The organism is Cupriavidus sp. H18C1 (assembly GCF_049311595.1).
Lineage (GTDB): Bacteria > Pseudomonadota > Gammaproteobacteria > Burkholderiales > Burkholderiaceae > Cupriavidus > Cupriavidus cauae.
In genome coordinates this window covers 290,344-316,484 of the sequence record NZ_CP186008.1, presented here as the reverse complement: position 1 = coordinate 316,484, position 26,141 = coordinate 290,344, and the positions used below count along the sequence as shown (strand labels likewise).

The following is a 26,141-nucleotide window of genomic DNA, read 5'->3' as shown; positions in this document are numbered from 1 at the left end:
CGCTGCCATCCAAGGAGGAGATCCCCATGACCCAACCCGCTCCCGCGGCCGTCGACGAGGTATTGCCATGGCGGCGGCTGTTCGCCTTCGGCATGCAGCATGTGCTGGTGATGGCCGCATCGCCGATTGCCTCGGTATTCCTGATGAGCAAGGCGCTCAATTTCCCGCCCGCGCTGGCGATGCAGCTGCTCAGCGCGACCTTCGTGATCTGCGGCCTGGGCACCTTGCTGCAATCGTTCGGGCCCAAGGGCATCGGTGCCCGGCTGCCGTTCATCATGCTGCCCGGCGGCGCGCCGATCGTGCTGTTCATCCTGATCGCGCAGCAGACCGATGTGCAGACGGCGGCCGGCGCGGTGATCCTGACCGGCGTCTTCTATTTCCTCGTGCTGCCGGTGTTTCGGCGCTGCCTGCGCTATTTCCCCGCGGCGGTGGTCGGCACCATGCTGCTGCTGGTGGCGATCAACCTGGCGCAGGTCTCGGGCAAGCTGATCGCCGGGCAGCCGGGCACGCCGGGCTTCGGCGCGCCGATGAACCTGCTGCTGGCGTTCGCCACGATCGCCTTTACCGTGCTGTTCTCGCGCGTGCTGACCGGCATGCTGGGGCAGCTGGCGATCCTGCTCGGGCTGCTGGGCGGGGCGCTGGTGGCGGTCGGAGTAGGTGCCTTCCACAGCGAGCATCTGTCGCTGTGGCCGGTGCTGGCGCTGCCGTCCGCGTTGCCGTTCGGCATGCCGAAGTTCGACCTGATAGCGGCGATTCCGCTGATGGTGTTCTCGATCGTGTCGATGGTGGAGGCGACCGGCCAGACCATCGCGATCGGCGATGCGGTTAGCAAGCCGATCGACGAGCAGCGCGACGTGCCGCGCACGATTCGCGGCGACGCCTTGACCTCGCTGCTCGGCGGGCTGTTCGGCACCTCGCTGATCATCACCAGCGGCGAGAACATCGGCATCGTGCGGGCGACCGGCGTGCGCTCGCGCTTCGTCACCGCGGTATCGGGCGGCATCCTGGTGGTGTTCGGGCTGCTGGTGCCGGTGTCGTCGCTGATCGCCGCAATTCCGGAGGCCGTGGTCGGCGGCACCGGGCTGATCGTGTTCTGCATCGTCGGCACCATGGGCATCGACATGCTGCGCAAGGTGGACCTGCGCGACCACGCCAACATGTACATCGTCGCGGTGGCGCTGGCGGTCGGGCTGCTGCCGATCCTCGTGCCGGGCATCTATGCCAGCGTGCCGGCCAACATCCGCATCCTGGTCGGCAACGGCGTGGCGATGGGCGCGATCACGGCGGCGCTGATGAACTTCCTGTTCTTCCATACCGGGCTGCGGCGCGGCATGGAGAAGGTGCCGGTCGCGCATTGAGTCGCGCATTGAGTCGCGCATTGAGTCGCGCATTGAGTCGCGCATTGAGTCGCGCCTTGTAGTCCGCAGGTTTTTTCCCCCTCCCGCAAGCGGGAGAGGGGGCAGTCATCCGCTTATCTGGCCATGCCGCCGCCTGCATGCGCCGCAACTCGTAGAACGTATGTCGCATTCTTCCTCCGCTTTCCCCCGCTCCCTTCACCGATCGCTTCACCGATCCCTCCGCCGATTCAGACCGCGCCGTGCTGCGCCCCGCGTCCTTCGACCGCCCGCAGGTGCTGCTGCCCGAATGGACCCTGCTGCGCGACGGCATCGTGCGCGACCACGCGATCGTGGTGCAGGACGGCCGCTTCGCCGCGGTCGGCCCGGCCGCGCAAATCGCCGCGCAATTCCCGCATCTGCCCACGCTGTCGTTGACGCGCATGCTGCTGATGCCGGGCATGATCGATACCCATCATCATCTGACGCAATCGTTCGGCAAGTCGCTGGTGTTCGGCGAGCCCTCGGAGATTTTCCGGCGCGTGTGGGTGCCGCTGGAGGGCAGCCTGACCGAGACGCACCTGTACCTGTCGTCGAAGCTGGCCGCGCTCGAGGCGCTGCGCGGCGGCTTTACCACGGTTTGCGATGCCGGCACGCGTGCCGATGCGGGTCTGGAGGCAATCGCGCAGGCGGTCGGCGAGGCCGGCGTGCGCTGCGTGCTGGGCCTGATCTGCAACGATCGCCCCGGCGGGCAGACCCTCGACGCCGAGCCGATCCTGCGCCGTGCCGAGCGCCATCTGGCGATGTACGACGATCATCCGCTGGTGGTGCCGTCGCTGGCGATCTCGATTCCCGAGGTGGCCAGCGACGCGATGCTGCACGACGTCTATCGCCTGTGCGAGGAAGCGCGCCGCGTCTTCCAGACGCACGCCAACGAACATCTGGTCGCGGTCGAGCGCTCGCTCAATACGCGCCGCCAGCGGCCGATCGAACATCTGGAGGCGGTCGGCGCGCTGGGCCCGGCCGCGCTGCTGGCGCACGCGACCCTGGTGACGCCGCACGAGATCCGCCTGCTGGCCGAGCGCGGCGCGGCGGTGGCCTACAACCCCGTCGCCAGCGCCTGGAAGGGCAATGCGGTGGCGCCGGCCGAGACCATGGCGACCTTCGGCGTGCGCCTGGGCCTGGGCACCGACGGCACCCGCAGCGACGGCTTCCGCTTGCTCGACTATGCCGAGGCCGCGCAGCGCTTCGCCTTCGGCATCGGCGTCGGCGACTCGTCCTGCGGCGCCGGCTGGCGCTGGCTCGACATGGCGACGCACGACGGCGCCGATGCGGCCGGCCTGGGCAAGGTCACTGGGGAGATTGCGGCCGGCAAGCAGGCCGACTTCCTGCTGGTCGATTGCGATGTGCCGGAGATGACGCCGTCGTGGGACCTGAGCTGGGAGCTGGTGCGGCTGGCCAATCGCGACCAGATCCGCGGCGTCTTCGTCGACGGCCGGCTTCGCCTGTGGGACGGCTGGCCGCTGGACTGGGATGCGCGCGCGCTGATGCGCGAGATCCGCCAGATGGCCGAACAGACCATCGCCAACGCGCCGATCACCAAACTGCACGATCCGGCCGACGTTCACCGCGCCGCCAATCGTGCGTCGCGTCCCGAGGCGGCGAAGGGCGGGGCGCAGGCATGATGTTCGATACGACGATGCTGAGCGTCTGGCTCGCCGTGTTCGCCGGCGCGCTGGTCCAGGGCACCACCGGCATGGGCTTCGCGCTGATCGTGGTGCCGGTGCTCGCGCTGGCCGCGCCCGCGATGCTGCCCGGTTCGCTGCTGATCGCGATGCTGCCGCTGAACGCCTATGTGGCCTGGCGCGAGCGGCATGCGATCGATCTGCGCGGCGCCGGCTGGATCAGCGCCGGACGGCTGGCCGGTACCTTCGGTGGCCTGTGGGTGCTGGTGGCGGTGCCGATGGCCTGGCTCAATGCGCTGGTCGGCGGCAGCACGATCCTGGCGGCCGTGGTGTCGCTGATTGCGCCGGCATTCACGCCCGGCAAGATGACCTTCGCCTCGACCGGCCTGATCACCGGCGTCACCGAGACCGCCACCGGCGTCGGCGGCCCGCCGCTCGCGCTGGCCTACCAGCATGCGCCGGTGGCCACGCTGCGCGCGACCGTGGCGCTGTGCTTCCTGGTGGGCGAGATCATCTCGCTGATCGTGCTGGCGGTGGGCGAGCGGCTGGGCGCGTCGCAGTGGCACTACGCGCTCGGCATGCTGCCGGTGCTGGGCGCCGGCATGCTGGCCAGCCATCTGGTCCACCGGCGCATCAACCAGCGCATGCTGCGCATCGGCGTGCTGGTGTTCGCGCTGGTATCGGGACTGGTGGTGCTGGTGCGCGGCTGACGCAGCGGACGTAGCGGACGTGGTCTAGGTAGCCGACGTAGCCGACGATTCGCGCGGCACCAGCTCGGGCAGCGGCGCCGCCACGGACGCGCGTTCGCGCCCGCCCGAGATATGCTCGAACAGCAGTTCGACGGCCAGCGACGCGACCCGTTCGAGATGCAGATTGACCGCGGTGATCGGCGGCTGGTGGCTGCGCGCGCGAATGCCATCGTAACGGGTCACCACCATCAGGTCCTGCGGTACCCGCTTGCCGAGCGATTGCGCATGCGCGATCGCGCCGACCGCGAAGGCATCGACCGGCGCGCATAGCGCATCGATGTCCGGCTGCTCGCGCAGCAGCGTCGCGCACGCGGCGGCGCCGCCCGCTTCGCCTTCGCTCTCCTGCGCGGTGACGATATGGCAGGGCAGGCCGGCCGCGGCCACGAAGGCGCGATAGGCGCGCTCGGTTTCCACATACGATTGGCGCGGCGTCGCGCCGATCAGCAGGCCGATGCGGCGTCGGCCCTGCGCATGCAGATGCTCGAGCAGCAGCCGCGCGGTGTATTCCGGATTGCAGATCGACGAAGGGCACCGGGTCGTCCGTACCGGGCTCACGGCCGATCGACACGATGCTGACGCCGCGCTGGCGCAGCAGGGCGATATGCGCGTCATTGGCGACCGGCTCGATGACGATCGCGCCATCGATGTCCAGGCTGTCCAGCAGGCCGCCGGCGCCCTCCAGCGGTGGCACCAGCACGACGCCAAGGCCGCGGCCCAGCGCCGCTTCGGCGGCGATGGCCGCCACTTCCATCATGAAGCCCAGCCGCGAGGTGCCGCCGGCCACCGCGAACGGCATCGACGACACCAGCGCGATGCTGTTGGCGCGTCCCGAGCGCAGCCGCTGCGCGCGCACGCTGGGCCGATAGCCGAGCTGCTGGGCGATCTGCTTGACCCGAGCTCGCGTGGCCGGGTCGACCACGCCGCGATCGTTCAGCGCATGCGATACCGTCGTCAGCGAGACGCCGGCCTCGCGGGCCACGTCATGGATGGTGATGCGTCGGTGCGGGGCGGATGCGCTCGGCCTCGGGTCTTTCATGCGTTGTCGGTGACGGAGCAGGGTAGCGGTGGAATGCCGCGCGGGAAGCGACGTCGCGGCGATCGCCTCGACGATGCGCGCGATCGCGCCGCCTTCGATCGGCGCGGTGGCAAGCATACACCAGCGATCGCGCCGCGCCGCCATGCAGCTGTCATGCCGCCATCATGCAGCCCGCGCCATCATGCAGCCCCCCGCCATCATGCAGGGCGCGCCATCAGGCGGTCACCGCAATCACATGCGCCGATATCCGGCCCTCGATCGGTCCTTCGCCGAACTGGCTGCGCAGCGCGGCCTCGCAATGGCCGGTGGCGCGCTGCATCGCATCGCCGCCGCGCGCTTCGAACTCGGCGCGCATCGGCGTCGCCTGGCAGAAGCCGACCGCCGGCACGCGCGCCGACGCGGCCTGGCTGCGCTTGCCTACCGTGTCGAAGCTGGGTGCCGAGGTAAAGCCGCCCGCGCGCAGATCGCGTTCGATGGCGTCGCGCTGATGGTAGCCATGCGGGGTCCGGGCCATGAAGTCCGGCGGCGAGTCGGGAAAGCACTCGGCCAGCGCACGCGACACCGCGTTGGCGAAGTCGTTCTCCTCGATGCGGTCCCAGACATTGAACACGAAGGTGCCGCCGGGCCGCAGCACCCGCCGCACTTCGGCGAAAGCCCTGGCCTTGTCCGGGAAGAACATCACGCCGAACTGGCACACCACCAGATCGAAGCTGCCATCGTCGAACGGCAACTGCATCGCATCGGCCTGGCGCCATTCGGCCACGCGGCCGTCGAGGCCCGCCGCCTCGGCACGCGCCAGCATCGGCGCGTTCAGGTCGGTGACGACGAGTTCGGCCTCGTCGGGCAGCACCCTGGCCATCGCGCGCGTCACCACGCCGGTGCCGGCGGCGATCTCGAGCACGCGGGAAGGGCGCCGCTCGCCCACGCGGCGGGCCAGGTCGTCGGCATAGGGCTGGAAGATCATCGGCACCAGGTATTGCTCGTACAGCTCGGGAATCGGGCCGGTGAACAGCTTGTCGGCATTCGGTGTGGTCATGGCGGGTCTCCTGGCAGGCCTGCGGGGGGCGGGGCGCCCGCCGCTTCATTTGTCCTGCCAGTCCATGCTAGACGGCGATCACGGCCGGGGCGGCGCGACCGGAGGACCTACCGGCGAAATGCGCAGGCGGCGCGGCTTCACCAAGGCGGGCGCAAGGCCCGCGACCTCGATCTGTGCTTTTGTGCTCGCTTTGTTCGTTCTCGGGCGCGAGGCAAAGCGCGGGACTTTGGCCGCCTGACCCGGCTGCATACGATCCGGCGCATCGCCATGCCGAGCGGCTGGGCGATCGGCGCACCGCGTCGTTCCAACCATCGATCCACCAATCCATCTACTCAGGAGCCTGATCTTGCAGACCAACCGTACTCCGCTGCTTCCGCCTCACCTTGCCGTCAACCTTGCCACGCTCGACCTTGAGGACGATCACCATGATGGCTACGGCTTGTTTCGCGAAACACGCATCGCCATCGACACCGATGCAGGGCGGGATGGCGCCCGCCTCCATTGGTGCTTGGCCCATCCCAAACTGGCCGGCGTGCTGGCTGGCGCCGTCGCCTTCGGCCTGGTCGCTGGCGCGAGCGGCATCACCTTCGCCGCCACGCATGACTGGCTCGCCGCGGCCGCGGTATTTGGGCTGGGCAACACCCTGATGGGCTGCGCGGGAAGCTGCATCATGAACCGCGTGTTGGGGTAGCGCATGAGCGGAAGCGGCCCGGCACCGCGGCGTCCTGACCGCTACTCGGCTGTGGGGTGATATTCCGGCACCGTCATCCGCAGCAACCCCATGCCGCGGCCAGTGGGGCGCGGCATGGAGGGCGCCGGCAATTTGACCTAGAGTGGCGTCAGTGGCCGCGGTCAGGGCAGCGTTCGCGCCGCGCTTCCCGCCACCGCTTGCCGTTTGGAGGACATCGCCATGAACCGCCCGTTGTTGCGTCGGCTTCCGCGCCTGCTACTGACCGGGTTGCCGGCCCGGTTACCGCTTCAGTTGCCGACTCAGTTACGGACCCCGTTGCCGCCGTCGCATCCATTGCCGCTGCGGCAGCGGCCCGATCCACACCGGCGGCGGCTGCTGGAGGTCGGTGGCGCGATGCTGCTGCCGGCCGCATGGCCCGGCCTCGCCTCGGCGCAATCTCCTTCGCCTTCGCCATCGCCGCAGCAGTCGGTGCCCCGTCCATCGGGCAGCAAGCCGATGCAGATCGGCGTGATCGGCAGCGGCCGGATCGGTGGCACGGTCGGAGGGCTATGGGTCAAGGCCGGTTATCCGGTCTTGTTCTCGTCGCGGCATCCGGAACAGCTGAAGCCGCTCGTCGATGGCCTGGGGCCGCTGGCCCGGGCGGGCACCGTGGCGGAAGCGGTCGCGTTCGGCGACGTGCTGTTCGTTGCCGTGCCCTATGGCGCGCTGCCGGAGATTGGCAAGGAACACGCCCGCGGAATGGCCGGCAAGGTGGTGCTGGACGCGACCAACGCGTATCGCCATCGCGATGGCGCCGCCGGCGAGGATGCGCTGGCCAACGGCATCGGTCCTACCACGTCGAAATACCTGCCGGGGGCGCGCATCGTGCGCGCCTTCAATTTCACCAGCGCCAGCGATTTTGCGACCCGGCACCATCAGGAACCGCGGATCGCGATACCGATCGCCGGGGACGACCGGGCCGCGCTCGACACCGCCTCCGAACTGGTGCGGGCCGCGGGCTTCGAGCCCGTCGTCGTCGGCCCGTTGAAGATTGCCGACAGCTTCGCACCCGGCGGGCCGCTGTTCCGGCAGGTCGGCAGCGCCGAGGAACTGCGGCAGAAGGCGAGGGCCGCAGTGCCGGCGCAGCCTGCCGGGCGCTAGCGCTCGACGGTCAGAGCCGATGCAGGGACGCTGACGAGCCTGCCTGCGGACCCATCAGATTGCGCACGGTGACCTTTGCCAGCAGATTGGTCCGCGCCGCGTCGCTCAATTGACCGCCGTGGATCAGCGCCATCGCCTTGTCCTGGAGGCCGGCGGGCGGCTGCGGCCACGACAGCCATTCGGCCAGCCAGGCCGCCTGCAGATCCGCCGGCATCGCTGCCAGCCCTTGCTCCATGGCGGAGACCAACGCAGGGGAAGCGTCCGGACGCAGCGCGAGGTGGACGGCTTGCTCCAGCAGTTCGGCGCGCGCCGTTGTCCCGCCGGCTGCCTGCGGCCGCTCGGCGTCGCCGAGGGCCGAGGCGAGACGCCCCCCGCAGCGTGTCATCCCGCAGAGGATTCGGGCCGGCGAGGTACGGCGCAATGCTGGCCGCCAGCGTTTCGGCCGACGTGGTGTCGCGCCGGTTGGTGAGGCCAGCCGCCTGCTCGACGTCCTGGATCAGCCAGTTGCTCAGCCGGAGGTGATGGCTTTCCAGCAGCGTGCCAAGCAGATCGCGCGGGTGCGCGCCGGGATCCCGCTGCCTTTCCTGTTCCAGCGCTGCGAATACCTCGTTCAAGGGGAGGCTGTCGGGGCGCGATTCGAGCGCGACGCGCGCTTCGCCGGCGCCGGACTCCACTAGAGGTAATTCGCCGGCTGCCGCCGGTCTGGCGTCGGACTCGGGCGGGAGAGGAAGGAAAATGAGCTGCTGGGGCGCGGCGGCGCCCATCGAAGAGGTGTGCATGGGTGAAGTCAGGAAGTAAGCGTTGAGGGAGGAGCCGCGGCGTGCCGGCTGGCGTGCTGCTGCGCCGCCACCGCGGTCCGGCTCGTGTCCGCGATGCGGACCGCGCGATTTTGGCGAGCCCCGCCGCCGCGCGCTTCCGATTTGCGGCACGGACCGCAGGAAGCGTGTCGCGCCGCAGCACGCAATGTCGCCGGCCCCTGCGCCGCGCGACGGTAGAATGCCTGCGCGCCGGACCGCTCCGTCTCAACGGCCGGATTTCCGGTGACATCGACCAGGGAGGATGACGATGAGCGCCCCAATTCCCCAGCACCCCGACGAGCACCGCCTCGGCGCCTGCGCTTACCTGCTGCACATGCTGCTGCAGCGCGCGGAACAGCAGCAGCCCGGCATGCTGGATGCGCTGATCCGCGGTGTCACGGCGGACCGGGACGGCGCGCAGGCGCAGGGGCTGGCCGATCCACGTACTGCCGGCGTCTTCGACGAAGCGCTGCGCATGCTGCAACTGGCGAACGATCAGCTCAGGGCGCAGGCCCGACCGTAGCGGTCACCGGCCTGCACCGCCGCGACGCCCACGCCCCAACGCTCAGTCCACCGCGGCGCCGGATCGCTCGACGATCTGCTTCCATTGCGCGAATTCCTTCTCCTGCCGCGCGGCCAGTTGCTCGGGGCCGTCGCGCAGCACGGTCACGCCCAATTGCTGGAAGCGCTGCTGCAGGGCAGGCGAAGCGAGCGCGCTCCGGATCGCGGCATGCAGCTTGTCGACGGCGTGCTGCGGCGTGCCGCGCGGCGCGTAGAAGGCAACCCACAGGTCCCCGCTGAACCCGGGGGAGTGCCTCGGCGATCGCCGGCACGTCCGGCAGCAGCGGGGCGCGCGTCGCGCTGCTGACGCCGATGGCCCGCAGCTTGCCGGCCTTCACCGCCTCCACCGCGGAAGGCAGGCTGGCGAACAGCATCGGCACCTGATTGCCAAGCACGTCCGTCATCGCCGGCGCGACACCCTTGTAGGGGATGTGCTGCATCTTGAGGCCGCCTTTCTCGTTCATCATCTCGCCCAGCAGATGATTCAGCGTGCCGCTGCCGGCCGAGGCATAACGGTACTTGTCCGGATTCGCCTTCACTTCGGCCAGAAAGCCCTTCAGGTCCTTGGCGGGAAACGACGGATGGACGCACAGCACGTTGGGTACCATCCCGACCGCGGCGATCGGCGCAAAGTCCTTGATGGGATCGAAGCCCGGCTTCTTGTACACCCACGGCACGATCAGCTGATTGCTGTTGGCGGTGAACAGCAGGTTGTAGCCATCTGCAGCTTCGCGCCTGGCCGCTTGCGTGCCAACCACGCCACCGGCGCCTGCCTTGTTATTGACCACCACGGGCTGACCCAACGTGCCACCGAGCTGCTCCGCCATGATGCGCGCGACGATATCGACGGTGCCGCCCGGTGCCGTGGGCACGGTGATGGCGATGGGACGCTCCGGATAGGCGGCGAGCGCGGCGGGGGCTGGAACGGTCAGCGCAGCGGTCAGCGCGGCGGTCGCCAGCAGGGCGGCATGGCCGGCCAGCTTTCGGATGGCGAGGATCATGGTGGAGGTCTCCGTCATGGTAGGGAAGGGTAAGCGTTATGGCGCGTATGCGGCGCGGTGCCGCGCCGATCGATCGCGGCATGCAGGCGGCGGGACCAGGCCAATAGTTGCCGGTCGGCGCCGGGCCGGGCCACCAGCAGCACGCCCAGCGGCAACCCGGCGGCATCGAACGTCACGGGCAGATGCAGGCAGGGCCAGCCCAGCACCGACCAGGCCTTGTTGAAGCCGGAATTTCCGGTATGCGCGAGGCCTGCCGGCGCCGGCCCCAATGCACTGCTGGTCAGCACCAGGTCGAGGTCCCCGAAGCCGTGCTCCCAGCTGTCGCGCGCGGCTTCCTGCAAGCGGCGCGCCTGCGCATGATCGGCATCGGACAGCGACAGGCCACGGCGGATCGTGTCGCGCAGCGCCGGGCTCAGCAGCGCGGCCGAGGCGGACGCGATGGGCGCCAGGCGGCGCGCCATCTCATGAGCGACCAGCACGCCGTGCGCGTCCAGCAGCCGCATCGACGATGGCGGCGGGGCAACGATCGCCACCGCATGGCCCCCTTCGAGCAGATCGCGACGCGCCTGCTCGAGGACGTTGGCCGCTGCCCGTTCGAGCCGATACCCGGGCGGCTCGGGCAGGAAGCCGATACGCAATGCGGAGCCGTGATCGGCATCGGCGCTCGCGTCGGCTTGGTCATCGCCGCCCGGCAGCAGCACGGCGCCGACGCGGCCGGCGGTGTCCATCGTGTCGGCATGCCAGCCGATCACGTCCAAAGAGGGGCACATCACGCGCATGCCGCGGCGCGACAGCAGCCCGTAAGTCGGCTTGAAGCCCACCACCCCGCAGAACGCCGCGGGCCGGATCATCGACCCGCCGGTCTGCGTGCCGAGCGCAAAGGGCACCATGCCGGCCGCGACCGCCGCCGCCGACCCGCTCGACGAGCCGCCCGGTGTGTGGCCGGGATTGGCGGGATTGCATGTTGGCCCAGGTGTCACATGGGCGAACTCCGCCGTCACCGTCTTGCCTATCGGCACCGCGCCTGCCGCGCGCAGCCGTGCGACGCAATCGGCGTCGGCCGGCGCAGGGTCGTCCGCACTTGCGGGCGAGCCGCACCGCGTCGGCATGCCGGCCACATCGAGGACGTCCTTGACGCCGAAGGGCATGCCTTGCAGCGGGCCGGCCCGCACACCGGCGTCGCGAAGGGCGGCATCGCCGGCAAGCCGAACCCAGGCGTGCAAGGCGCGATCCTGCTCGGCCACGCGGCGGACCCAGCGCGACAGATCGTCGGCGTCGGCGAGGGGAGGGGAAGGAAGAAGCGGAATAGCGAATCACGATGGGACACCAAAAAGATGCCCCAATGCTAGTTACACTACTGTGTATCGTCCAATTCCAAATCCAGCCTGCATTATGACCAACAGCGACATAATGTTTGTCGACGACCGATTGCTGGCCTGCTTCTGCGCGGCGGCCGAGGAACTGCATTTCGGCCGCGCGGCGGCGCGCCTGTTCATGAGCCAGCCGCCGTTCAGCCAGCAGATCAAGCGGCTCGAGGCCATGGTGGGCGCGCCACTGTTCGTGCGCACCACGCGATCGGTCCGGCTGACGCCGGCCGGCGAGGTCATGTACCAGCACGCCCGGACCATCGCCGGGCAGACGCGCGTGATGCTGCGCGCGGTGCGGCAGGCGGCCGAAGGCGAGGGCGGCTCGCTGGTGGTCGGCATCGCGCCGACCGCCGCGTACTCGCCGGTCGCCGAGGCGCTGTACCGCTACCGCGTCGCGCATCCGCACGTCACGCTCGACCTGCGCGAGATGAACTCGGTGACGATGGAGGCGATGCTGCGCGCGCAGACGATCGATGTCGCGGTGATGCGGCCGATGTCGCTGGATCCGGAGTTCGACCGCGTCGAGGTCTTCCGCGAGCCGATGATGCTGGCGCTGCGGCGGGACCATCCCTGGGCCGGCCGCCGCCGCGTCAGCGTCGAGCAGGCGGCGACGTTGCCGCTGATCGGCTACTCGCAGCAGGCGTCGCCGTATTTCCGCGGCATGCTCCAGGCGATGTTCACCGACGCCGGCAAGTCGCCGCGCTTCGTGCAGGACAGCGTGATACCGACCGTGCTGACGCTGGTCGAGATCGGCGTCGGCGCCGCCATCGTGCCGCGCTCGCTGGCGCGCCTGCGCAGCGAGTCGCTCGCCTTCGTGCCGCTGCAGGACCCGTCCCACGCGATGGCCACCATCGTGGTCGCCAGCCTGCACCGGCGCGCCAATCCGGCCGTCGATCATTTCCGCGCCGCGCTGCGCCAGGCGGACCGCCGGCCGGCCCGCCAATGAGCGCGGGACGCTGCTGGCAGCCGGCTTGCCCGCGCCGCGGCCGAAACGCGGTCCGGGCAGTGTAAAACTGCGGGGTTTTTCACTCAGGCGCTATGTTGCAAGTGCCCCCCGAGCGCAGGCCCCGGCGGACAGACGCTGATCCGGCTGCTTGCGCACCTGACCGAAGCCCAGGCCCCCGAATCGGCCCCGTCGCTGTCGGGACAGCTGAGCCAATGGCTGGGCTGGACCGATGCGATCGCCTTGTCGTCGGCACTCAACGGCAATCCGCCGGCCGTGCCCGCGGCCGGCGCGCGTGCGGCCGTCGGCGACGAAGCCGCCGACAGCGCGCGGGTGCGGGCGATGCTGGTCGACGCCATCCGCGACGACCGGGCCTCGGCCAGGGGGCGGCGCAGTCCGGTCCGGCCCTTGCCGCAGGAGGCGCTCGATGCCTCGGCCGACTTTGCGATCTACCGCCAGCGCTATCAGACGCTTCAGCAGCGCATGGAGACCGCCATCGGCGATTTGCGCGGCCGCCTGCGCGCGGCGCTGGCGCGGCGTCCCGGGCAGGGCAGGCTGGCGATGCTCGATGCGGTGATGGAACGCGTGATGGGCGCGCGCGAGCAAGGCGTTGCTGGCGAACGTCCCGGCCGTGCTCGAGGCGCACTACCAGCGGCTGCGGCAGGCGGAGGAAAGCGCGCTGGCCCAGGCCGCGAGCGCCAGTACGGTCAATACCGCCAATACCGACAATACGGCCGAAGCCACCGAAGCAACCAAAGCCGCCGAAGCCGCGCAACCCACCGACACCACCGCAAGGCCCGAGCCGGCCGGCGTGGCGGCGACGGTTACGCCCGGCGCATGGCGCCGCGTGTTCCGCCGCGATATGGAAGACCTGCTGCTGGCCGAGCTGGACCTGCGTTTCCAACCCGTCGAGGGATTGGTCGCGGCCCTTGGCGCCAATCGACCCGGCAGCTAACCAGAACATCATGATCCGATTCCCTATTCAACTTGTTGTGTTCCTGGCGGGCCTGCTGGCCGTCTGCTGGATCGGCGCCGGCTACGCGGGCTCGAATGCGCTGGCGTTCGCCGTGACGCTGCTGATCGGCGGCTTCTATGTCGGCGGCGCCTACGAGCTCCAACGCTATCGCCGCGCGACGGCGAGCCTGACACAGGCCGTCGGCGGCCTGTCCGAGACGCCGGCGACCCTGGCCGCCTGGCTCGAACGCATCGATCCGGGCCTGCGCCAGGCCGTGCGGCTGCGCGTCGAAGGCGAGCGCGTCGCCTTGCCGGGACCCGCGCTGACCTCGTATTTCGTCGGCCTGCTGGTGCTGCTCGGCATGCTGGGGACGTTTCTGGGCATGGTGGCCACGCTGAAGGGCACCGGCCTGGCGCTGGAAACCGCGACCGACCTGCAGGCGATCCGCGCCTCGCTGGCCGCGCCGGTCAAGGGCCTGGGCTTCGCCTTCGGTACCTCGGTGGCGGGCGTGGCGACCTCGGCCATGCTGGGCCTGCTGTCGGCGCTGTGCCGGCGCGAGCGGATCGACGCCGCGCAGGCCCTGGACGCCCATATCGCGACAACCTTGCGCGTCCACTCGCGAGTCCATCAGCGCGAGGAGGCGTTCAGGCTGATGCAGCGCCAGGCCGAGACGATGCCGGTGCTGGTCGACCGGCTGAACGCGATGATGGCCGCGATGGAGCAGCAGAGCCAGGCGCTGACGGAACGGCTCGCCGCCAGCCAGGACGCCTTCCACGGCAAGACCGAAGCGGTGTACATGCGCCTGGCCGCGTCCGTCGAGCAATCGCTGAAGGACGGCGTGGCCGAGAGCGCGCGCGCCGCCAGCGCGGCGATCCAGCCGGCGGTGGAAGCCACCATGAGCGGGCTGGCGCGCGAAGCGGCCGGGCTGCGCGACACCGTGACGCAATCGATGCAGCAGCAGCTGGAAGGCCTGGCGTCGCGCTTCGACGCCACCACGACGCAGGTGGCCGGCCTGTGGAGCGAGGCGCTGGCGGACCATCGGCGTACCAGCGCGGCGCTGGCCGACGGCCTGCGCGGCACGCTCGACGGGTTCACCACCAACTTCGAGCAGCGCTCGGCGGGATGGCTGGAGCAGGTCGCGCAGCGCATGGACACGGCAGCCGCCGCGACTTCGGCCCGCTGGAACGAAGCACTGTCCGGCCACGAGCGCACCCTCGGCGCGATCGCCAGCGAGAACCAGCAGGCGCTGGCGACCGCCGCCGGCGCCTTCGAACGGAATGCGAGCGCGCTGCTGACCACGGTCGCGCAGGCGCAGGCCGAGCTGCGCGCGCAGCTGGCCGCGCAGGACGAACAGCGCCTGGCCAACTGGAGCGCGACGCTGTCCAGCCACGAACGCGCCATCGGTGCGATCGCAAGCGAAAACCAGCAGGCGCTGGCGAGGGCCGCCGGCGCCTTCGAGCAGAATGCCGGCACGCTGCTGACCACGGTCGCGCAGGCGCAGGCCGAGCTGCGCGCGCAACTGGCCGCGCAGGACGAACAGCGCCTCGCCAACTGGAGCGCGACGCTGGACGGCATTGCCGCGGGGCTGCGCCAGCAATGGGAAGCGACCGGCGCGCAGACCGTGGAGCGGCAGCAGCAGATTTGCGAGACGCTGGAGCGCACCGCGCAGGACATCACTGCCCAGACGCAGGCGCAGGCCGGTGCCACCATCGCCGAAGTCGCCCGTCTGGCGCAGGTCGCCGGCGAAGCGCCGCGCGTGGCGGCCGACGCCATTGCCGAACTGCGGCGCAAGCTGTCCGATGAAATGGCACGCGACAACGCGATGCTGGAGGAACGCACCCGGCTGATGGAGAGCCTGTCCACGCTGCTCGAACAGGTCAGCCGGACCTCCACCGCGCAGCGCGAGGCGGTCGACACGCTGGTCGGTACCAGCGCGGAACTGCTCGAACGCATTGGCTCGCGCTTCACCGACAAGGTCGAGGCCGAGACCGGCAAGCTGACCGACGTGGCGGCGCAAGTCACCGGCAGCGCCGCCGAGGTCGCCAGCCTGGGCGAAGCGTTCGGCGTGGCGGTGCAGCTGTTCAGCGAATCGAACGACAAGCTGGTCGCGCATCTGCAGCGCATCGAGGCCGCGCTCGACAAGTCGATGGCCCGCAGCGACGAGCAGCTGGCCTACTACGTGGCGCAGGCCCGCGAAGTGGTTGACCTCAGCATGCGCTCGCAGAAGCAGATCCTCGAAGACCTGCAACAGGTCGCCGGCCAACGCGCACCGGACGCAGAGGCGGCATGAAAGAGGAGATCGACGCCGGCGTCGAGCCGACCGTACCGACCTGGGCCGTCTTCGGCGACCTGATGTCGGTGGTGCTCGGCGCCTTCGTGCTGATTCTGCTGGGGGTGATCGGCATCCAGCTCGAACTCGCCTCGCGGCTGGACAACGAGGTCAAGCAGCGCCAGCAGGAGATGCATCGCCGCGAGAGCCTGGAACAGGCGCTGGCCGGCCCGCTGGCCGCGGGGCGCGTGACGCTGGTGAACGGGCGCATCGGCATCAGCGGCAGCGTGCTGTTCGCGCTGAACTCGGCCGAGCTGCAGCCCGAGGGGCAGGAGGTGCTCAAGAGCCTGGCAGCGCCCCTGAAGGCCTATCTGCGCAATCGCGACGAGATCCTGATGGTCAGCGGCTTCACCGACGACCGGCAGGTGCGCGACGGCAACCGCCAGTTCGCCGACAACTGGGAGTTGTCGGCCCAGCGCGCGCTGACGGTGACGCGCGCGCTGATAGACGCGGGCGTGCCGGCCGCGTCGGTATTCTCGGCGGCCTTCGGCTCGCAGCAGCCGGTGGCCTCGAACAAGGACGCGCAGGGCCGCGCCCGCAACCGCCGCGTCGAGATCGCGCCGATCCCGCGCGTGTCGATGGGAACGGGGAAGTCCGGTGGCTGACCTCGGCGCCGACGACATGCTGGCGCGCATCGCGGCATGGCGCGACAGCGGCGCGGATCGCGTGGATCCGGTCCGCTTTCGCCTGCTGGAGGCACTGGCGCGACGGATGTCCGCCCATCGCGGCGAGGCGCGGCGGCGGCTGGCGGAAAGGCTGGCGGAGCTGGTGCAGGCCTTTGAGGATGCGCTCGGCCGCGCAAAGGCCGAGTCCGCTCAGGCCGGACAAGGTCCGGCGCAACGCCAGCGCATGGCAGGACCGCTGGCGGCACTGGCGCGCGAACTCAGGGGCGATGTGGACGGGCAGGGCGCCGATCCTGCGGCGATATCCACGGTCACCGCCACCGCCACCGCGATCGCGCCGCGTCACCCGCCCCAGCCCGACCCGGCGCTGGTCGAATATGTCCGCCAGACATGGACCCGCCTCAGCGCGGAGCGCGCCTGGCGGCAGTCATTCGAACGCGTCCCGGAAAACGCCGGACCGCTGAACTCGAACCACCTGATCCACCGCGCGCTGTCCGCGATGCGCGAGCTGTCGCCCGGCTATCTGCAGCAGTTGCTGTCCTATGTCGACACGTTGTCGCGGCTCGAGCGCATGAACGGCAATAGTGCGCCGGACAGCAAGGGCGCGCCGCCGGCCGGCGGTCAGGCGAAGGCCGTACGCGGCAAGGCGCGTCAGTCGCGCGCCAGGCCCGCGGCGCCGCCGAAACCGTAGCGCCTCACCCGCATCACGGCGCCACCGGCGTCAGTCCTGCCGCGGTAAAGATCTTCTGCAGTTCGCCGTTGCCGCGCAGCGTATCGACAGCGCGCTGCACCGCGTCGGCCAGTTCCGCGTTGTCCGCCTTTACCGCCATGCCGACCGCCCATCCGCGCGGCGGCAGCAGCGGCGACGAGACCTCGGCCGCGGCGTATTGCGACGCCGTGCGGCCATCGGCCTTGAGGGCGCTCTCGTACTGCGAACGCGTGACCATCGCGGCCGCGATTTCGCCGGCAAACAGCGCGCGCAGCGTGTCGCGCGGCGACGGATAGATGCGGACCTTGTCGCGCAGCGTGCCGCCGGCTCCGGCCAGCAGCGCATTGGCGCCGGCCGAGCCGGCTTCCGCGCCGACGGGCAGACCTGCCAGATCGGCGAGATCGCGGATCTGCGGCAGCCGCGCGGTGTCGTGGACCAGCACGAACTGCTCGCGATAGTACGGCGCGAAGATCGTCGCCTTGTCGTTCTCTCGCATGAAGGCGCGGTCCACCGGCACGTGCAGCATCACGTCGGCCGGCCCATAGCCGAGATAGTGGCCGCGCCAGACCATATTGCGCAGGTCGTCGGCCATGTTCTCGTCGGCGTCGAAGGGCAAGAGCGTCAGCGACAGATTCAGCTGGCGGCTCAGCGCTTCGGCGATCGCGACATCGACGCCGGTCGGCTTGCCGTCGACGACATCGGAGAAGGGCGCGAAGGCCTTGTAGACCGCGACCTTCAGCCGCCCGCTTTCGCGGATCCTGGCCAGATCCGCCCAGGCGCCGGCGGACCATGCCAGTCCGGCCGACAGCAGCAGCAAGGCGACGGCGCGGCGGCGGCGCGCGGCCGGACCGGCGCGCCTCGAAGGCACGGGGGACAGCGGGGAGAGAGGGGACAGCGGGGGAGAGAGGGGACAGCGGGGGCGGCGTGGGCATCGTCGTCTCCTGAATGGAATGGGAGGGCAGCGGAATCGGGCGCGCCCGCGCGCGGCGAGCGCCTCGTCGGCGTGCCATCACTGCGGCCGGCGCGATTCCAGATAGGTCTTCAGTGCCCACACGGCTTCCTGCGTCAGCGTCTCGTCGAACGGCGGCATGTAGACGCGGCCGTCGCGCGTGCGGCCGCGGCGCACGGTGGTGGCGAAGTACTGGTCGATCTCGCTGTAGCAGCCTTGCTTCTTCTTCGGGTCGGCCAGCGCAGAACAGTCGGAGTCGAGACTGCGCAGGTCCGGCGCGATGCCGCCCGAGATCGCGTCGAGGCCGTGGCAGCGCGCGCAGTTCTGGTTATAGGCGGAGCTGCCGATGCGCAGCGCCTCGTCGTGCGCGGGGCCCGTGCGGTAGGGGGTTTTCCTGCTTCCACTCCTTGCCGAGCTGCGGCAACGTGCTGGTGTCGACGGCCTGGGGCGTGACGTCGCCGTGGGCATGGGCGGCGCCGGGCATCGTGGCGGCGGCCAGGCCGGCGCAGAGGGCGAGGGCGGAAAGAAGCGGGCGGAAAGTCGCCATGGGGGTCTCCTGGTGTTGTCGGGATCGTTTGTCCCGATCGTCCGCAAGAGCTGTGCCACTCGCGCCAGGCCCAGGAAACGGCGGAAATCGCCACGCGGCGGCGTCCTCGCGTCGCAGCATGGCCGCCGGGGCGCCCTCGAATTCAACACCCTGGCAAGCATTTTGCTCCACAATGCAACAGTGCCCCGGCGGAACACTGCGCACCCCACTGTGCGCAGGTTTCGCCCGGATGCGCCGATCGCCGAAGATCCGGCACCAAGATGCCGGGCAGCCGAACAGGAGACAATCCATGACCCCGCACGAGCCGGAGCCGCACGGCGGCACGCACGCCGACACCATCGCCCAGGCCCATCAGCGATCGCAGTCCTACGGGCTGCGCCCCTACGAGTCGCCGGACTTCGGCCCGGTCGCGCCGGTCGACCTGCGCAGCCAGATCGAGAAGAGCCAGTCGCTGTTCACGCACGCGCTGCCGGTCATGGAGATGCTGTACGACCAGATCGTCAACACCCACAGCATGGTGATCCTGACCGATACGGCCGGCCTGATCCTGCATTCGCTGGGCGACGACGACTTCCTCGAAAAGGCCGACAAGGTCGCGCTGCGTCCCGGCGCGGTGTGGTCCGAGGAGAGCAAAGGCACCAATGCGATCGGCACCGCGCTGACCGAGGGGCTGCCCACGCTGGTCCACGGCGACGAACACTTCCTGCGCGCCAATCATTTCCTGACCTGTTCGTGCTCGCCGATCTTCGATCCCTACGGCAAGACGGTCGGCGCGCTCGACGTGACCGGCGACCATCGGGGCTTTCACAAGCACACCATGGCGCTGGTGCGCATGTCGGCGCAGATGATCGAGAACCATCTGTTCGAGAACGCCTTCCAGGACATGGTGCGCGTGCATTTCCACGCGCGGCAGGAGTTCATCGGCACAATTGCCGAGGGGCTGGCCTCGTTCACGCCGGGCGGGCGCTTCCTGTCGGCCAACCGCAGCGGCCAGTTCCAGCTCGGCTTGTCGGTGGGCGCGTTGCGGGCGCATACGTTTTCGTCGCTGTTCGGGCTGTCGATGGGCCAGCTGTTCGACGCGCTGCGCAGCGCGCCCGGCGGCGTGATGCCGCTGCAGCTGTCGAGCGGCGTCAAGGTCTGGGCCCGGGTCGAAATCACGCGCTCGACGGTGGTGCCGTCCGGCGGGCTGATGCCCGAGGCCCGCGAAACGCCTGCGCCGCGGCGCGGCCGCCTGCCGAACGCCCAGCAGCCTGGCGGCCTGGACGAGCTCGATACCGGCGATCCGCAGATGGCGGCGGTGATCGGCAAGCTGCGCAAGGTCGTCGGCCGGGACATCCCGGTGATGATCTGCGGCGAGACCGGTACCGGCAAGGAGCTGCTGGCGCGCGCGATCCACGCCGAGAGCCAGCGGCAGCAAGGCCCGTTCGTCGCCGTCAATTGCGCGTCGATTCCCGAGACGCTGTTCGAGTCGGAGCTGTTCGGCTACGAGGAGGGCGCGTTTACCGGCGCGCGCAAGAAGGGCGGCATCGGCAAGATGCTGCTGGCCAACGGCGGCACGCTGTTCCTCGACGAGATCGGCGACATGCCGCTGCATCTGCAGGTACGGCTGCTGCGGGCGCTGCAGGAGCGTTCCGTGACGCCGCTGGGCAGCAACAAGGTGATCGAGGTCGATTTCGTGCTGATCTGCGCCACCAACCGCAACCTGCGCGAGGAAGTCGCGGCGGGCCGCTTCCGCGAGGACCTGTACTACCGGCTCAATGGCCTGGTGGTGCGGCTGCCGGCGCTGCGCGATCGCACCGACCTCGACGTCGTCGCCAGCAAGGTGCTGGCGCGGCACGGCGGCGCATCGCGGCCGCTGCGGATCGCGGAGCCGGTGATGCGGATGTTCGCGTCCTATCACTGGCCGGGCAATATTCGCCAGCTGGCCAACCTGCTGAACACGGCGCGGCTGATGGCGGAAGACGAGGACGAGATCGACGTAGCGCATCTGCCCGACGATTTCCTCGACGACTGGCGCGAGCGGAACGCGGCGGGCACCGCCACGCCGGCCGCGGCCGCGAGCGGTGCGCGCCCGGCGGCGGTACCGGGCGTGGCGCAGCCTGATTCGGTGCCGCCGCTGCCGCTACGGCCGACGCGGCTTGCCGACGTCGAAGCGCTGACGATCGTCGCGACCGTCAAGGCGCATCACGGCAATATCTCGGCCGCGGCCAAGGCGCTCGGCATCTCGCGCAATACGGTCTACCGCAAGCTCGGCGAGGCGGAGCGCCTGCTGCAGACCGATGGGGACTTGGGACCGGACGAGCCGCACTGACTGCCCGCGTGCCGGCCAATACCCGACCCTCATCGGGCATTGGCCGGCGCGCTGCGCATCCATTCATCCTCCAGTTCCAGCCAGGCGCGCTGCACGTTCAGCGCGTGCCGCGGCACAAAGCCCTGCCAGTGCCGGAAGGCTTCGCCCGGCACGGCCCGCAAGGCATCGGCGGCATCCACGCCGGCGGCCAGCCCCTGCCGGATGCCGCGCTCCAGACTGTCGAGATAGGCCAGCGTCGGGACGATGCATTGCCGTGGCGTGCCGACGCCGTCGCCCACCACGGTATCCGCCGGCAACGCCGACAGCGCGCGCAGCGCAGCCTGCCAGCCCGCCAGCGAGCCGTCGCGCAGATCCGGAACACGCTCGCCCGTGGCCAGGCCGCCGGCAAACAGCAAGCGCAGCGCGGGCGCATACAGCGCCGTGTCCGAGGCGCTGTGCGCATTGGCAAGGATCCGCACCTGCCAGCGCACTCCGCCCGCGACGAGCGGCGTGCCCTCGCGCAGCGCCGGCCGTGGCAGCACGATGGTCGTGCCGGCCATCGCCGCCGATCCCAATTCGGCCACGAGCTGGCGAAGGCAGGCGTCGCACCGCGATCGCATCCGCTCGGCTATCGCTGGCGAAGCGAGGAAAGCGGGGCGGGGCCGCAGCTCGGCGAAAGCCGCATTGGCCAGCACCTGCCGTGGATGCGGATGCGAATTGACGACCCATCGCACCGGCAGCGCAGTCCGCCGCCGGATCGCCGCGATCAGGCGGCGGCCATGGCGCAGATTCGGGCCGGGATCGACCACCAGCACGCCATCACGACCGATCGCCACCAGAGAAGGGGAGAACGACGGATCGGCGCCGTCCACCGCGCCGGTGTAGACGCCGGGTGCCAGCGGCGACAGAAGCGGAAAAAGAGGCGGAGACAGAACCGCAGACAGCGCGGGCGACAACACCGGCGACGGCACCCGGGACATAAGCGGCTGTGGCTGCGGCTGCGTCGGCGCGGCCCCGGCCACGCTGTCCGCGGACAGCGCCGCCAAGCCCAGGCGGGCGGCACGCTGCAGGAAAGCGCGGCGGCCGCCTGTCACGCCGACAACTCGCGGATCGCGGCTCGCAAGGCATCGGCCATGGGTCCCGCGGCGAGATGCCCGCCCCCCGGGCACCACGCGCAGCATGGCGTGCGGCATGACGGCCTGCAGCCGGGCCGCATTGCCGGGCCGGCAGACGCGGTCGCGGGCGCCGTGCAGCAGGATCGTGGGGATGCGGTGCCGCGCGATGCCGGCGGCGCAGCGCAGCAGCGCGGGCTTGCCGAGGCCGCAGCGCCGCTGCAGGTAGTGCGCCTGGATCCGGTACTTTCGCCGCAGGGCGACGTCGTCGCCCCGCGCGGAACGGGCTGGTCGACGCCGCCCGGCGTGCTCGCCGAGCAGCGCGCGCTCGACCGTACGCCATCGCCGCGCGGTGTCCCGTTGTTGAACACCTGTTCCATTCTGCAGCAGCCGGATGGCGCAACGCCGTTGCGCTTCGGCGGAGCCGCCGCGCGCCCGCGCCGCAGCAAAGTCGGCGCCGCCGGGGGCAGCACCGACATGCCGCGGGCACGCGCGGCGAACAGCCGCAGGATATCGTCGCGCCCCGTCAGGAAGGTGCCGCGCAGCACCAGCCCGGCCACATGCTGGGGCCAGCGTCCCGCGTAGGCCAGCGCCAGCGAGGCGCCCCCACGAGCCGGCGGCCACATGCCAGCGCTCGATGCCCAGGGTCGTACGCAGTCGTTCGATATCGGCGAGCAGCGCGCCGGTGGTGTTGCGCCTGAGCGTGCCGGCCGGGCGTGAGCGGCCCGCGCCGCGCTGATCGGGCAGGATCGCCAGCTGGCGCGCCGGATCGAACCAGCGGGCCATCGACACGGAGCAGCCGCTGCCCGGGCCGCCATGCAGTACCAGCCAGGGATCGCCATCCGGCCGGCCGTGGAGGCGGACGTGCAGGCGGTGCATGTCCGCGGTGCGCAGCCAGAACACGCGGTCCTCGATGCGGTGGGAATCGTGCTGCTGTCGTGCGGTGTCGGGCATGGATGTTGCCTCGGAGTCGATGCGGAAGGGCGGGGCACGGTGCCGCCGCCCGCTCCGACTCGGCAATCACAGTCCGTGCCAAGCAACCACATCGAAGGAGACCTCATGAACTGGACCACGCCCGCCTATACCGATCTTCGCCTCGGCTTCGAGATCACGATGTATATCGCCAATCGCTGACGGTCAGCGTGCAAGCCGGTCCCCCGCGCTGGCGGGGACTGTCACACCAAAAGAATAAAACGGGCGCACGGCGCCGCGGCACTGCGATGACGACGTTAAGGGTTCTGGGATCGGCTGCGGGAAGGGGCTTTCCGCAGTGGAACTGCAACTGCCCCAATTGCGACGGCGTGCGCCGCGGCGCGGTGTCCGCGGTGCCGCGCACCCAATCCTCGATCGCGCTGACCGAGAACGGCCTGGACTGGCTGCTGGTCAACGCGTCCCCCCGACATCCTTGCGCAGATCCGCGCCACGCCGGCCCTGCAGCCCGCGCGCGAGCGGCGCGACACCGGCATCGCGGCCGTTCTGCTGATGGACGCGCAGATCGATCATGTGACCGGGCTGCTGATGCTGCGGGAACATCAGCGCCGCCTGCCGTTGTATGCCACCGAGCCGGTGCTCGCCGATCTGTCGGACGCGTTGCCGCTGTCGCGCGTGCTGTCGCACTACTGCGGGCTCGATCGGCATCGGCTGCCCCTCGACGGCGAGGCGCTGCGCATCGCGCCGCTGCAGCGTGCGACCATCACGGCCGTGCCGCTCGACAGCAAGGCGCCACCGTATTCGCCCAACCGCCACGCGCCGCGGCGTGGCGACAACATCGGCCTGCGCATCGTCGACACCGCCACCGGCAGACGCGCCTTCTACGCGCCCGGGCTTGGGCGGATCACGCCGGACCTGATGGAGGAGTTGCGCGGCGCCGATATCGTGCTGGTCGACGGCACCTTCTGGGTCGACGACGAGATGCTGCGGCTGGGCCTGTCGAACAAGACCGCCGCGCAGATGGGTCATCTGGCGCTGTCCGGCGCCGGCGGCATGATCGAGCTGCTGGACGCGTTGCCGGCCTCGCGCAAGATCCTGATCCACATCAACAACACCAATCCGATTCTCGACGAGCGATCGCCGCAGCGCCGCCATCTGGACGCGCGAGGCATCGAGGTCGCCTGGGACGGCATGGAGATCGCGCTATGACGCAGGCCACCGCCTGGAGCCCGGCCGAGTTCGAATCGCAACTGCGCGCGAAGCAGTCGGGCTACCACATTCATCATCCATTCCATCGCCGCATGGCGGCGGGACAGTGCACCCCGGAGCAGATCCGCGGCTGGGTAGCCAACCGCTTCTACTACCAGGTACGCATCCCGCAGAAGGACGCCGCCATCCTGGCCAATTGCCCGGAGCGCGAGACCCGCCGGCTCTGGGTCCAGCGCATCCTCGACCACGACGGCACCGACAGCGAGGCCGGCGGCATCGAGGCCTGGGTCCGGTTGGGCGAGGCGGTCGGCTTGCCGCGCCAGGCGTTGTGGTCGCACGAACTCGTCGTGCCCGGTGTGCGCTTCGCCGTCGACGCCTACGTCAATTTCGCGCGCAGCGCCCCTTGGCAGGAGGCGGTGTGCTCGTCGCTGACGGAGATGTTCGCGCCGGAGATCCACCGCCAGCGGCTGGCCGGCTGGCCCGAGCACTACCCATGGATCGAGCGGGACGGTCTGCATTACTTCCGCACGCGCATTCCGCTCGCCCAGCGCGACGTCGACCATGGCCTGCGCGTGACGCTCGAACATTTCCGCACGCCGGCCGAACAGCGGCGCGCGCTCGAGATCCTTCAGTTCAAGCTCGACGTGCTGTGGTCGATGCTCGATGCCATCGAGAAGGCCTATCCATGACCGCGCCATCCACAGGCACCTGCATGCCGACCCTGCACCGCACGCTGCGCCTGCAATGGGAGGAGGCGCAGCAGGCGTGGGTGCTGCTGTATCCCGAGGGCATGGTCACGCTGAACGAAAGCGCCGCGGCGATCCTGCGCCGCTGCGACGGCTCGCGCACGCTCGACATGCTGATCGACGAACTGCAGGGCGCCTATCGCATCGAGGGAATCGCCGCCGAGGTCCATGCCTTTGTCAAACATGCCTTCGAACGCGGCTGGCTCGCCTGAGGCCGGCGTGCGCCCCGGCCCGCCGCTGTGGCTGCTGGCCGAGCTGACCTATCGGTGCCCGCTGCACTGCGCGTTCTGCTCGAATCCGGTCGACTATGCCCGGCACGGCGCGGAGCTGGCCACCGCGCAATGGCTCGACGTGCTGGCGCAGGCAAGGGCGCTGGGCGCGGTGCAGCTGGGACTGTCGGGCGGCGAGCCGCTGATGCGCAAGGACCTCGAAGCGATCGTCGCGCATGCCCGCCGGCTCGGCTTCTACATCAACCTGATCACCTCCGGTGTCGGGCTGACCGATGAACGCCTTGGCGCGCTGCGCGAGGCGGGACTCGATCATATCCAGCTGTCGTTCCAGGATTCGACGCGCGAGCTCAACGACTTCCTGTCGAGCACGCGCACCTTCGAGCTGAAGCAGCGCGTGGCCCGCATGATCAAGGCGCACGGCTATCCGATGGTGATGAACTGCGTGCTGCACCGGCACAACCTGCCGCATGTGGGCGCCATCATCGAGATGGCGCTGGAGATGGGCGCCGAATACCTGGAGCTGGCCAACACCCAGTACTACGGCTGGGCCTGGCGCAACCGCCTCGCGTTGATGCCCGATGCCGCGCAGCTGCGCGAGGCCGAGGCGGTGGTCGAGCGCTATCGGCGGCGTATCGGTTCTCGTTGCCGCATCCTGTTCGTCGTCCCGGACTATTTCGAGACGCGCCCGAAGAAATGCATGAACGGCTGGGGCACGACGTTCCTCGGCGTCGCGCCGGACGGCACGGCGCTGCCATGCCACGCGGCGCGCATGCTGCCGGGACTTTCGCTGCCGAACGTCGCCGACATGCCGCTGCGTGACATCTGGTTCGACAGCGAGGCGTTCAACCGCTATCGCGGCACCGCGTGGATGAAGGGCGCGTGCCAATCCTGCGACGAGAAGGAGGCCGATGCCGGCGGCTGCCGCTGCCAGGCATGGCAGCTGACCGGCGATGCCGACGCGACGGACCCGGTCTGCGACCGGTCGGACCATCACGATCGCGTGCGTGCGATCGTGGCACAGGGGCGGCTGGCCGCGGTGCTGTCCCAGGGGCGCGTGGAGCGGGGCAGGGAGGCGCCGCTGCTGTTCCGTACCGACGCCAATTCGCTGCGACTGAGCGAGCCGTAGCGGACCGCGGCGCATGACATCAAGCAAGGGAGGCGCACCGGCGCCT

24 protein-coding genes and 5 pseudogenes are annotated in these 26,141 nt (G+C 70.1%); 19 read left to right on the top strand and 10 right to left on the bottom strand.

All coding sequences use genetic code 11. From position 1 onward, the window contains the following. Positions 1-26 precede the first annotated feature (26 nt). The 3 genes from OJJOAM_RS01580 to OJJOAM_RS01570 all read left to right on the top strand — a co-directional run bounded on the left by OJJOAM_RS01580 (position 27) and on the right by OJJOAM_RS01570 (position 3,729). Positions 27-1,358, top strand: coding sequence for a uracil-xanthine permease family protein (locus tag OJJOAM_RS01580; RefSeq protein WP_422648681.1), 1,332 nt, complete (start codon positions 27-29; stop codon positions 1,356-1,358). Positions 1,359-1,597: 239 nt separating this feature from the next. Continuing rightward, positions 1,598-3,019, top strand: coding sequence for an amidohydrolase family protein (locus OJJOAM_RS01575; RefSeq protein WP_422648680.1), 1,422 nt, complete (start codon positions 1,598-1,600; stop codon positions 3,017-3,019). Next, positions 3,019-3,729 (top strand): sulfite exporter TauE/SafE family protein, encoded by a 711-nt coding sequence (locus tag OJJOAM_RS01570; RefSeq protein WP_422649463.1) that lies wholly within the window; start codon positions 3,019-3,021, stop codon positions 3,727-3,729. Before OJJOAM_RS01575 ends, OJJOAM_RS01570 begins: the two co-directional genes overlap by 1 nt. A gap of 24 nt (positions 3,730-3,753) precedes the next feature. Here the strand turns inward: OJJOAM_RS01570 and OJJOAM_RS01565 are convergent, their stop codons facing one another. The 3 genes and pseudogenes from OJJOAM_RS01565 to OJJOAM_RS01555 all read right to left on the bottom strand — a co-directional run bounded on the left by OJJOAM_RS01565 (position 3,754) and on the right by OJJOAM_RS01555 (position 5,840). Beyond that, positions 3,754-4,323, bottom strand: coding sequence for a substrate-binding domain-containing protein (locus OJJOAM_RS01565; protein WP_422648679.1), 570 nt, complete (start codon positions 4,321-4,323; stop codon positions 3,754-3,756). 358 nt (positions 4,324-4,681) lie between these two features. Then, a pseudogene (locus tag OJJOAM_RS01560) lies at positions 4,682-4,804 on the bottom strand (LacI family DNA-binding transcriptional regulator); the annotation flags it as partial. A gap of 214 nt (positions 4,805-5,018) precedes the next feature. Next, positions 5,019-5,840 carry a methyltransferase domain-containing protein gene (locus tag OJJOAM_RS01555; protein ID WP_422648678.1) on the bottom strand — a complete coding sequence of 274 codons (822 nt, stop codon included), beginning with the start codon at positions 5,838-5,840 and terminating at the stop codon, positions 5,019-5,021. A 346-nt stretch (positions 5,841-6,186) separates the two neighbouring features. Between OJJOAM_RS01555 and OJJOAM_RS01550 the strand changes: the two genes are divergently transcribed. Both OJJOAM_RS01550 and OJJOAM_RS01545 read left to right on the top strand, forming a co-directional pair. Continuing rightward, positions 6,187-6,531: a hypothetical protein gene (locus OJJOAM_RS01550; protein WP_422648677.1), complete on the top strand. Its 345-nt coding sequence runs from the start codon at positions 6,187-6,189 to the stop codon at positions 6,529-6,531. A gap of 393 nt (positions 6,532-6,924) precedes the next feature. Then, positions 6,925-7,671, top strand: coding sequence for an NADPH-dependent F420 reductase (locus OJJOAM_RS01545; protein ID WP_422649462.1), 747 nt, complete (start codon positions 6,925-6,927; stop codon positions 7,669-7,671). A gap of 10 nt (positions 7,672-7,681) precedes the next feature. Here the strand turns inward: OJJOAM_RS01545 and OJJOAM_RS01540 are convergent, their stop codons facing one another. Next, complete coding sequence (locus OJJOAM_RS01540; protein WP_422648676.1) at positions 7,682-8,092, bottom strand: hypothetical protein; 411 nt, start codon at positions 8,090-8,092, stop codon at positions 7,682-7,684. A 100-nt stretch (positions 8,093-8,192) separates the two neighbouring features. On the opposite strand from OJJOAM_RS01540, the gene OJJOAM_RS01535 reads away from it, so the two are divergent. Continuing rightward, positions 8,193-8,348 (top strand): hypothetical protein, encoded by a 156-nt coding sequence (locus OJJOAM_RS01535; RefSeq protein ID WP_422648675.1) that lies wholly within the window; start codon positions 8,193-8,195, stop codon positions 8,346-8,348. 388 nt (positions 8,349-8,736) lie between these two features. After that, positions 8,737-8,991: a hypothetical protein gene (locus OJJOAM_RS01530; RefSeq protein WP_422648674.1), complete on the top strand. Its 255-nt coding sequence runs from the start codon at positions 8,737-8,739 to the stop codon at positions 8,989-8,991. On the opposite strand, the gene OJJOAM_RS01525 is transcribed toward OJJOAM_RS01530, so the two are convergent. Together OJJOAM_RS01525 and OJJOAM_RS01520 are read right to left on the bottom strand one after the other, a co-directional pair. After that, entirely contained in the window at positions 8,969-10,030 is a 1,062-nt protein-coding gene (locus OJJOAM_RS01525) for a Bug family tripartite tricarboxylate transporter substrate binding protein (protein ID WP_422648673.1), read from the bottom strand. The two genes, OJJOAM_RS01530 and OJJOAM_RS01525, sit on opposite strands and share 23 nt — an antisense overlap. 14 nt (positions 10,031-10,044) lie before the next feature. Next, positions 10,045-11,253, bottom strand: coding sequence for an amidase (locus OJJOAM_RS01520; RefSeq protein WP_422648672.1), 1,209 nt, complete (start codon positions 11,251-11,253; stop codon positions 10,045-10,047). A 187-nt stretch (positions 11,254-11,440) separates the two neighbouring features. On the opposite strand from OJJOAM_RS01520, the gene OJJOAM_RS01515 reads away from it, so the two are divergent. From OJJOAM_RS01515 to OJJOAM_RS01495, 5 genes and pseudogenes are all read left to right on the top strand, one after another. Next, the gene (locus OJJOAM_RS01515) at positions 11,441-12,343 is read left to right on the top strand and encodes a LysR family transcriptional regulator (RefSeq protein ID WP_422648671.1); all 903 of its coding nucleotides are present in this window, start codon (positions 11,441-11,443) and stop codon (positions 12,341-12,343) included. Between the two features lie 144 nt (positions 12,344-12,487). Then, a pseudogene (locus OJJOAM_RS01510) lies at positions 12,488-13,295 on the top strand (DUF3348 family protein). 10 nt (positions 13,296-13,305) lie between these two features. Then, positions 13,306-15,585: a DUF802 domain-containing protein gene (locus tag OJJOAM_RS01505; RefSeq protein ID WP_422648670.1), complete on the top strand. Its 2,280-nt coding sequence runs from the start codon at positions 13,306-13,308 to the stop codon at positions 15,583-15,585. Then, positions 15,582-16,229 (top strand): OmpA family protein, encoded by a 648-nt coding sequence (locus OJJOAM_RS01500; RefSeq protein ID WP_422648669.1) that lies wholly within the window; start codon positions 15,582-15,584, stop codon positions 16,227-16,229. The genes OJJOAM_RS01505 and OJJOAM_RS01500 overlap by 4 nt, the downstream gene beginning before the upstream one ends. Further along, positions 16,222-16,938 (top strand): DUF2894 domain-containing protein, encoded by a 717-nt coding sequence (locus OJJOAM_RS01495; protein WP_422648668.1) that lies wholly within the window; start codon positions 16,222-16,224, stop codon positions 16,936-16,938. Before OJJOAM_RS01500 ends, OJJOAM_RS01495 begins: the two co-directional genes overlap by 8 nt. Before the next feature lie 13 nt (positions 16,939-16,951). Here OJJOAM_RS01495 and OJJOAM_RS01490 read toward each other — a convergent pair whose 3' ends face one another. Further along, positions 16,952-17,833 carry a substrate-binding periplasmic protein gene (locus OJJOAM_RS01490; RefSeq protein WP_422649461.1) on the bottom strand — a complete coding sequence of 294 codons (882 nt, stop codon included), beginning with the start codon at positions 17,831-17,833 and terminating at the stop codon, positions 16,952-16,954. Between the two features lie 132 nt (positions 17,834-17,965). Beyond that, positions 17,966-18,452, bottom strand: a pseudogene (gene pedF / locus OJJOAM_RS01485) (cytochrome c-550 PedF). Positions 18,453-18,741: 289 nt separating this feature from the next. On the opposite strand from pedF, the gene OJJOAM_RS01480 reads away from it, so the two are divergent. Next, positions 18,742-20,763, top strand: coding sequence for a sigma-54-dependent Fis family transcriptional regulator (locus OJJOAM_RS01480; RefSeq protein WP_422648667.1), 2,022 nt, complete (start codon positions 18,742-18,744; stop codon positions 20,761-20,763). Positions 20,764-20,792: 29 nt separating this feature from the next. On the opposite strand, the gene OJJOAM_RS01475 is transcribed toward OJJOAM_RS01480, so the two are convergent. Further along, positions 20,793-21,836 carry an MBL fold metallo-hydrolase gene (locus tag OJJOAM_RS01475; RefSeq protein ID WP_422649460.1) on the bottom strand — a complete coding sequence of 348 codons (1,044 nt, stop codon included), beginning with the start codon at positions 21,834-21,836 and terminating at the stop codon, positions 20,793-20,795. A gap of 90 nt (positions 21,837-21,926) precedes the next feature. Between OJJOAM_RS01475 and OJJOAM_RS01470 the strand changes: the two genes are divergently transcribed. Continuing rightward, positions 21,927-22,439 (top strand): hypothetical protein, encoded by a 513-nt coding sequence (locus OJJOAM_RS01470; protein WP_422649645.1) that lies wholly within the window; start codon positions 21,927-21,929, stop codon positions 22,437-22,439. Positions 22,440-22,517: 78 nt separating this feature from the next. On the opposite strand, the pseudogene OJJOAM_RS01465 reads toward OJJOAM_RS01470, so the two are convergent. Next, positions 22,518-22,640, bottom strand: a pseudogene (locus OJJOAM_RS01465) (prolyl aminopeptidase); the annotation flags it as partial. Between the two features lie 273 nt (positions 22,641-22,913). Here OJJOAM_RS01465 and pqqA point away from each other — a divergent pair. The 5 genes and pseudogenes from pqqA to pqqE all read left to right on the top strand — a co-directional run bounded on the left by pqqA (position 22,914) and on the right by pqqE (position 26,095). After that, complete coding sequence (gene pqqA, locus OJJOAM_RS01460) at positions 22,914-22,988, top strand: pyrroloquinoline quinone precursor peptide PqqA (RefSeq protein WP_006578070.1); 75 nt, start codon at positions 22,914-22,916, stop codon at positions 22,986-22,988. An 86-nt stretch (positions 22,989-23,074) separates the two neighbouring features. Further along, positions 23,075-23,993: pseudogene (gene pqqB / locus OJJOAM_RS01455) on the top strand (pyrroloquinoline quinone biosynthesis protein PqqB). Beyond that, positions 23,990-24,682: a pyrroloquinoline-quinone synthase PqqC gene (pqqC, locus tag OJJOAM_RS01450; protein ID WP_422648666.1), complete on the top strand. Its 693-nt coding sequence runs from the start codon at positions 23,990-23,992 to the stop codon at positions 24,680-24,682. Before pqqB ends, pqqC begins: the two are co-directional and overlap by 4 nt. A 23-nt stretch (positions 24,683-24,705) precedes the next feature. Continuing rightward, entirely contained in the window at positions 24,706-24,951 is a 246-nt protein-coding gene (gene pqqD / locus OJJOAM_RS01445) for a pyrroloquinoline quinone biosynthesis peptide chaperone PqqD (RefSeq protein WP_422648665.1), read from the top strand. Next, on the top strand, positions 24,923-26,095 hold the full coding sequence (gene pqqE / locus OJJOAM_RS01440) for a pyrroloquinoline quinone biosynthesis protein PqqE (protein ID WP_422648664.1): 1,173 nt from the start codon (positions 24,923-24,925) through the stop codon (positions 26,093-26,095). The genes pqqD and pqqE overlap by 29 nt, the downstream gene beginning before the upstream one ends. Positions 26,096-26,141: the final 46 nt, after the last annotated feature.

Bases quoted from the DNA above. Each gene is read 5' to 3' on its own strand.
- OJJOAM_RS01580 (WP_422648681.1), top strand. From the start codon at position 27: ATGACCCAACCCGCTCCCGCGGCCGTCGACGAGGTATTGCCATGGCGG.
- OJJOAM_RS01570 (WP_422649463.1), top strand. From the start codon at position 3,019: ATGTTCGATACGACGATGCTGAGCGTCTGGCTCGCCGTGTTCGCCGGC.
- OJJOAM_RS01555 (WP_422648678.1), bottom strand. From the start codon at position 5,840: ATGACCACACCGAATGCCGACAAGCTGTTCACCGGCCCGATTCCCGAG.
- OJJOAM_RS01545 (WP_422649462.1), top strand. From the start codon at position 6,925: ATGCTGCTGCCGGCCGCATGGCCCGGCCTCGCCTCGGCGCAATCTCCT.
- OJJOAM_RS01535 (WP_422648675.1), top strand. From the start codon at position 8,193: ATGGCTTTCCAGCAGCGTGCCAAGCAGATCGCGCGGGTGCGCGCCGGG.
- OJJOAM_RS01530 (WP_422648674.1), top strand. From the start codon at position 8,737: ATGAGCGCCCCAATTCCCCAGCACCCCGACGAGCACCGCCTCGGCGCC.
- OJJOAM_RS01525 (WP_422648673.1), bottom strand. From the start codon at position 10,030: ATGATCCTCGCCATCCGAAAGCTGGCCGGCCATGCCGCCCTGCTGGCG.
- OJJOAM_RS01515 (WP_422648671.1), top strand. From the start codon at position 11,441: ATGTTTGTCGACGACCGATTGCTGGCCTGCTTCTGCGCGGCGGCCGAG.
- OJJOAM_RS01505 (WP_422648670.1), top strand. From the start codon at position 13,306: ATGATCCGATTCCCTATTCAACTTGTTGTGTTCCTGGCGGGCCTGCTG.
- OJJOAM_RS01500 (WP_422648669.1), top strand. From the start codon at position 15,582: ATGAAAGAGGAGATCGACGCCGGCGTCGAGCCGACCGTACCGACCTGG.
- OJJOAM_RS01480 (WP_422648667.1), top strand. From the start codon at position 18,742: ATGACCCCGCACGAGCCGGAGCCGCACGGCGGCACGCACGCCGACACC.
- pqqC (WP_422648666.1), top strand. From the start codon at position 23,990: ATGACGCAGGCCACCGCCTGGAGCCCGGCCGAGTTCGAATCGCAACTG.
- pqqD (WP_422648665.1), top strand. From the start codon at position 24,706: ATGCCGACCCTGCACCGCACGCTGCGCCTGCAATGGGAGGAGGCGCAG.
- pqqE (WP_422648664.1), top strand. From the start codon at position 24,923: ATGCCTTCGAACGCGGCTGGCTCGCCTGAGGCCGGCGTGCGCCCCGGC.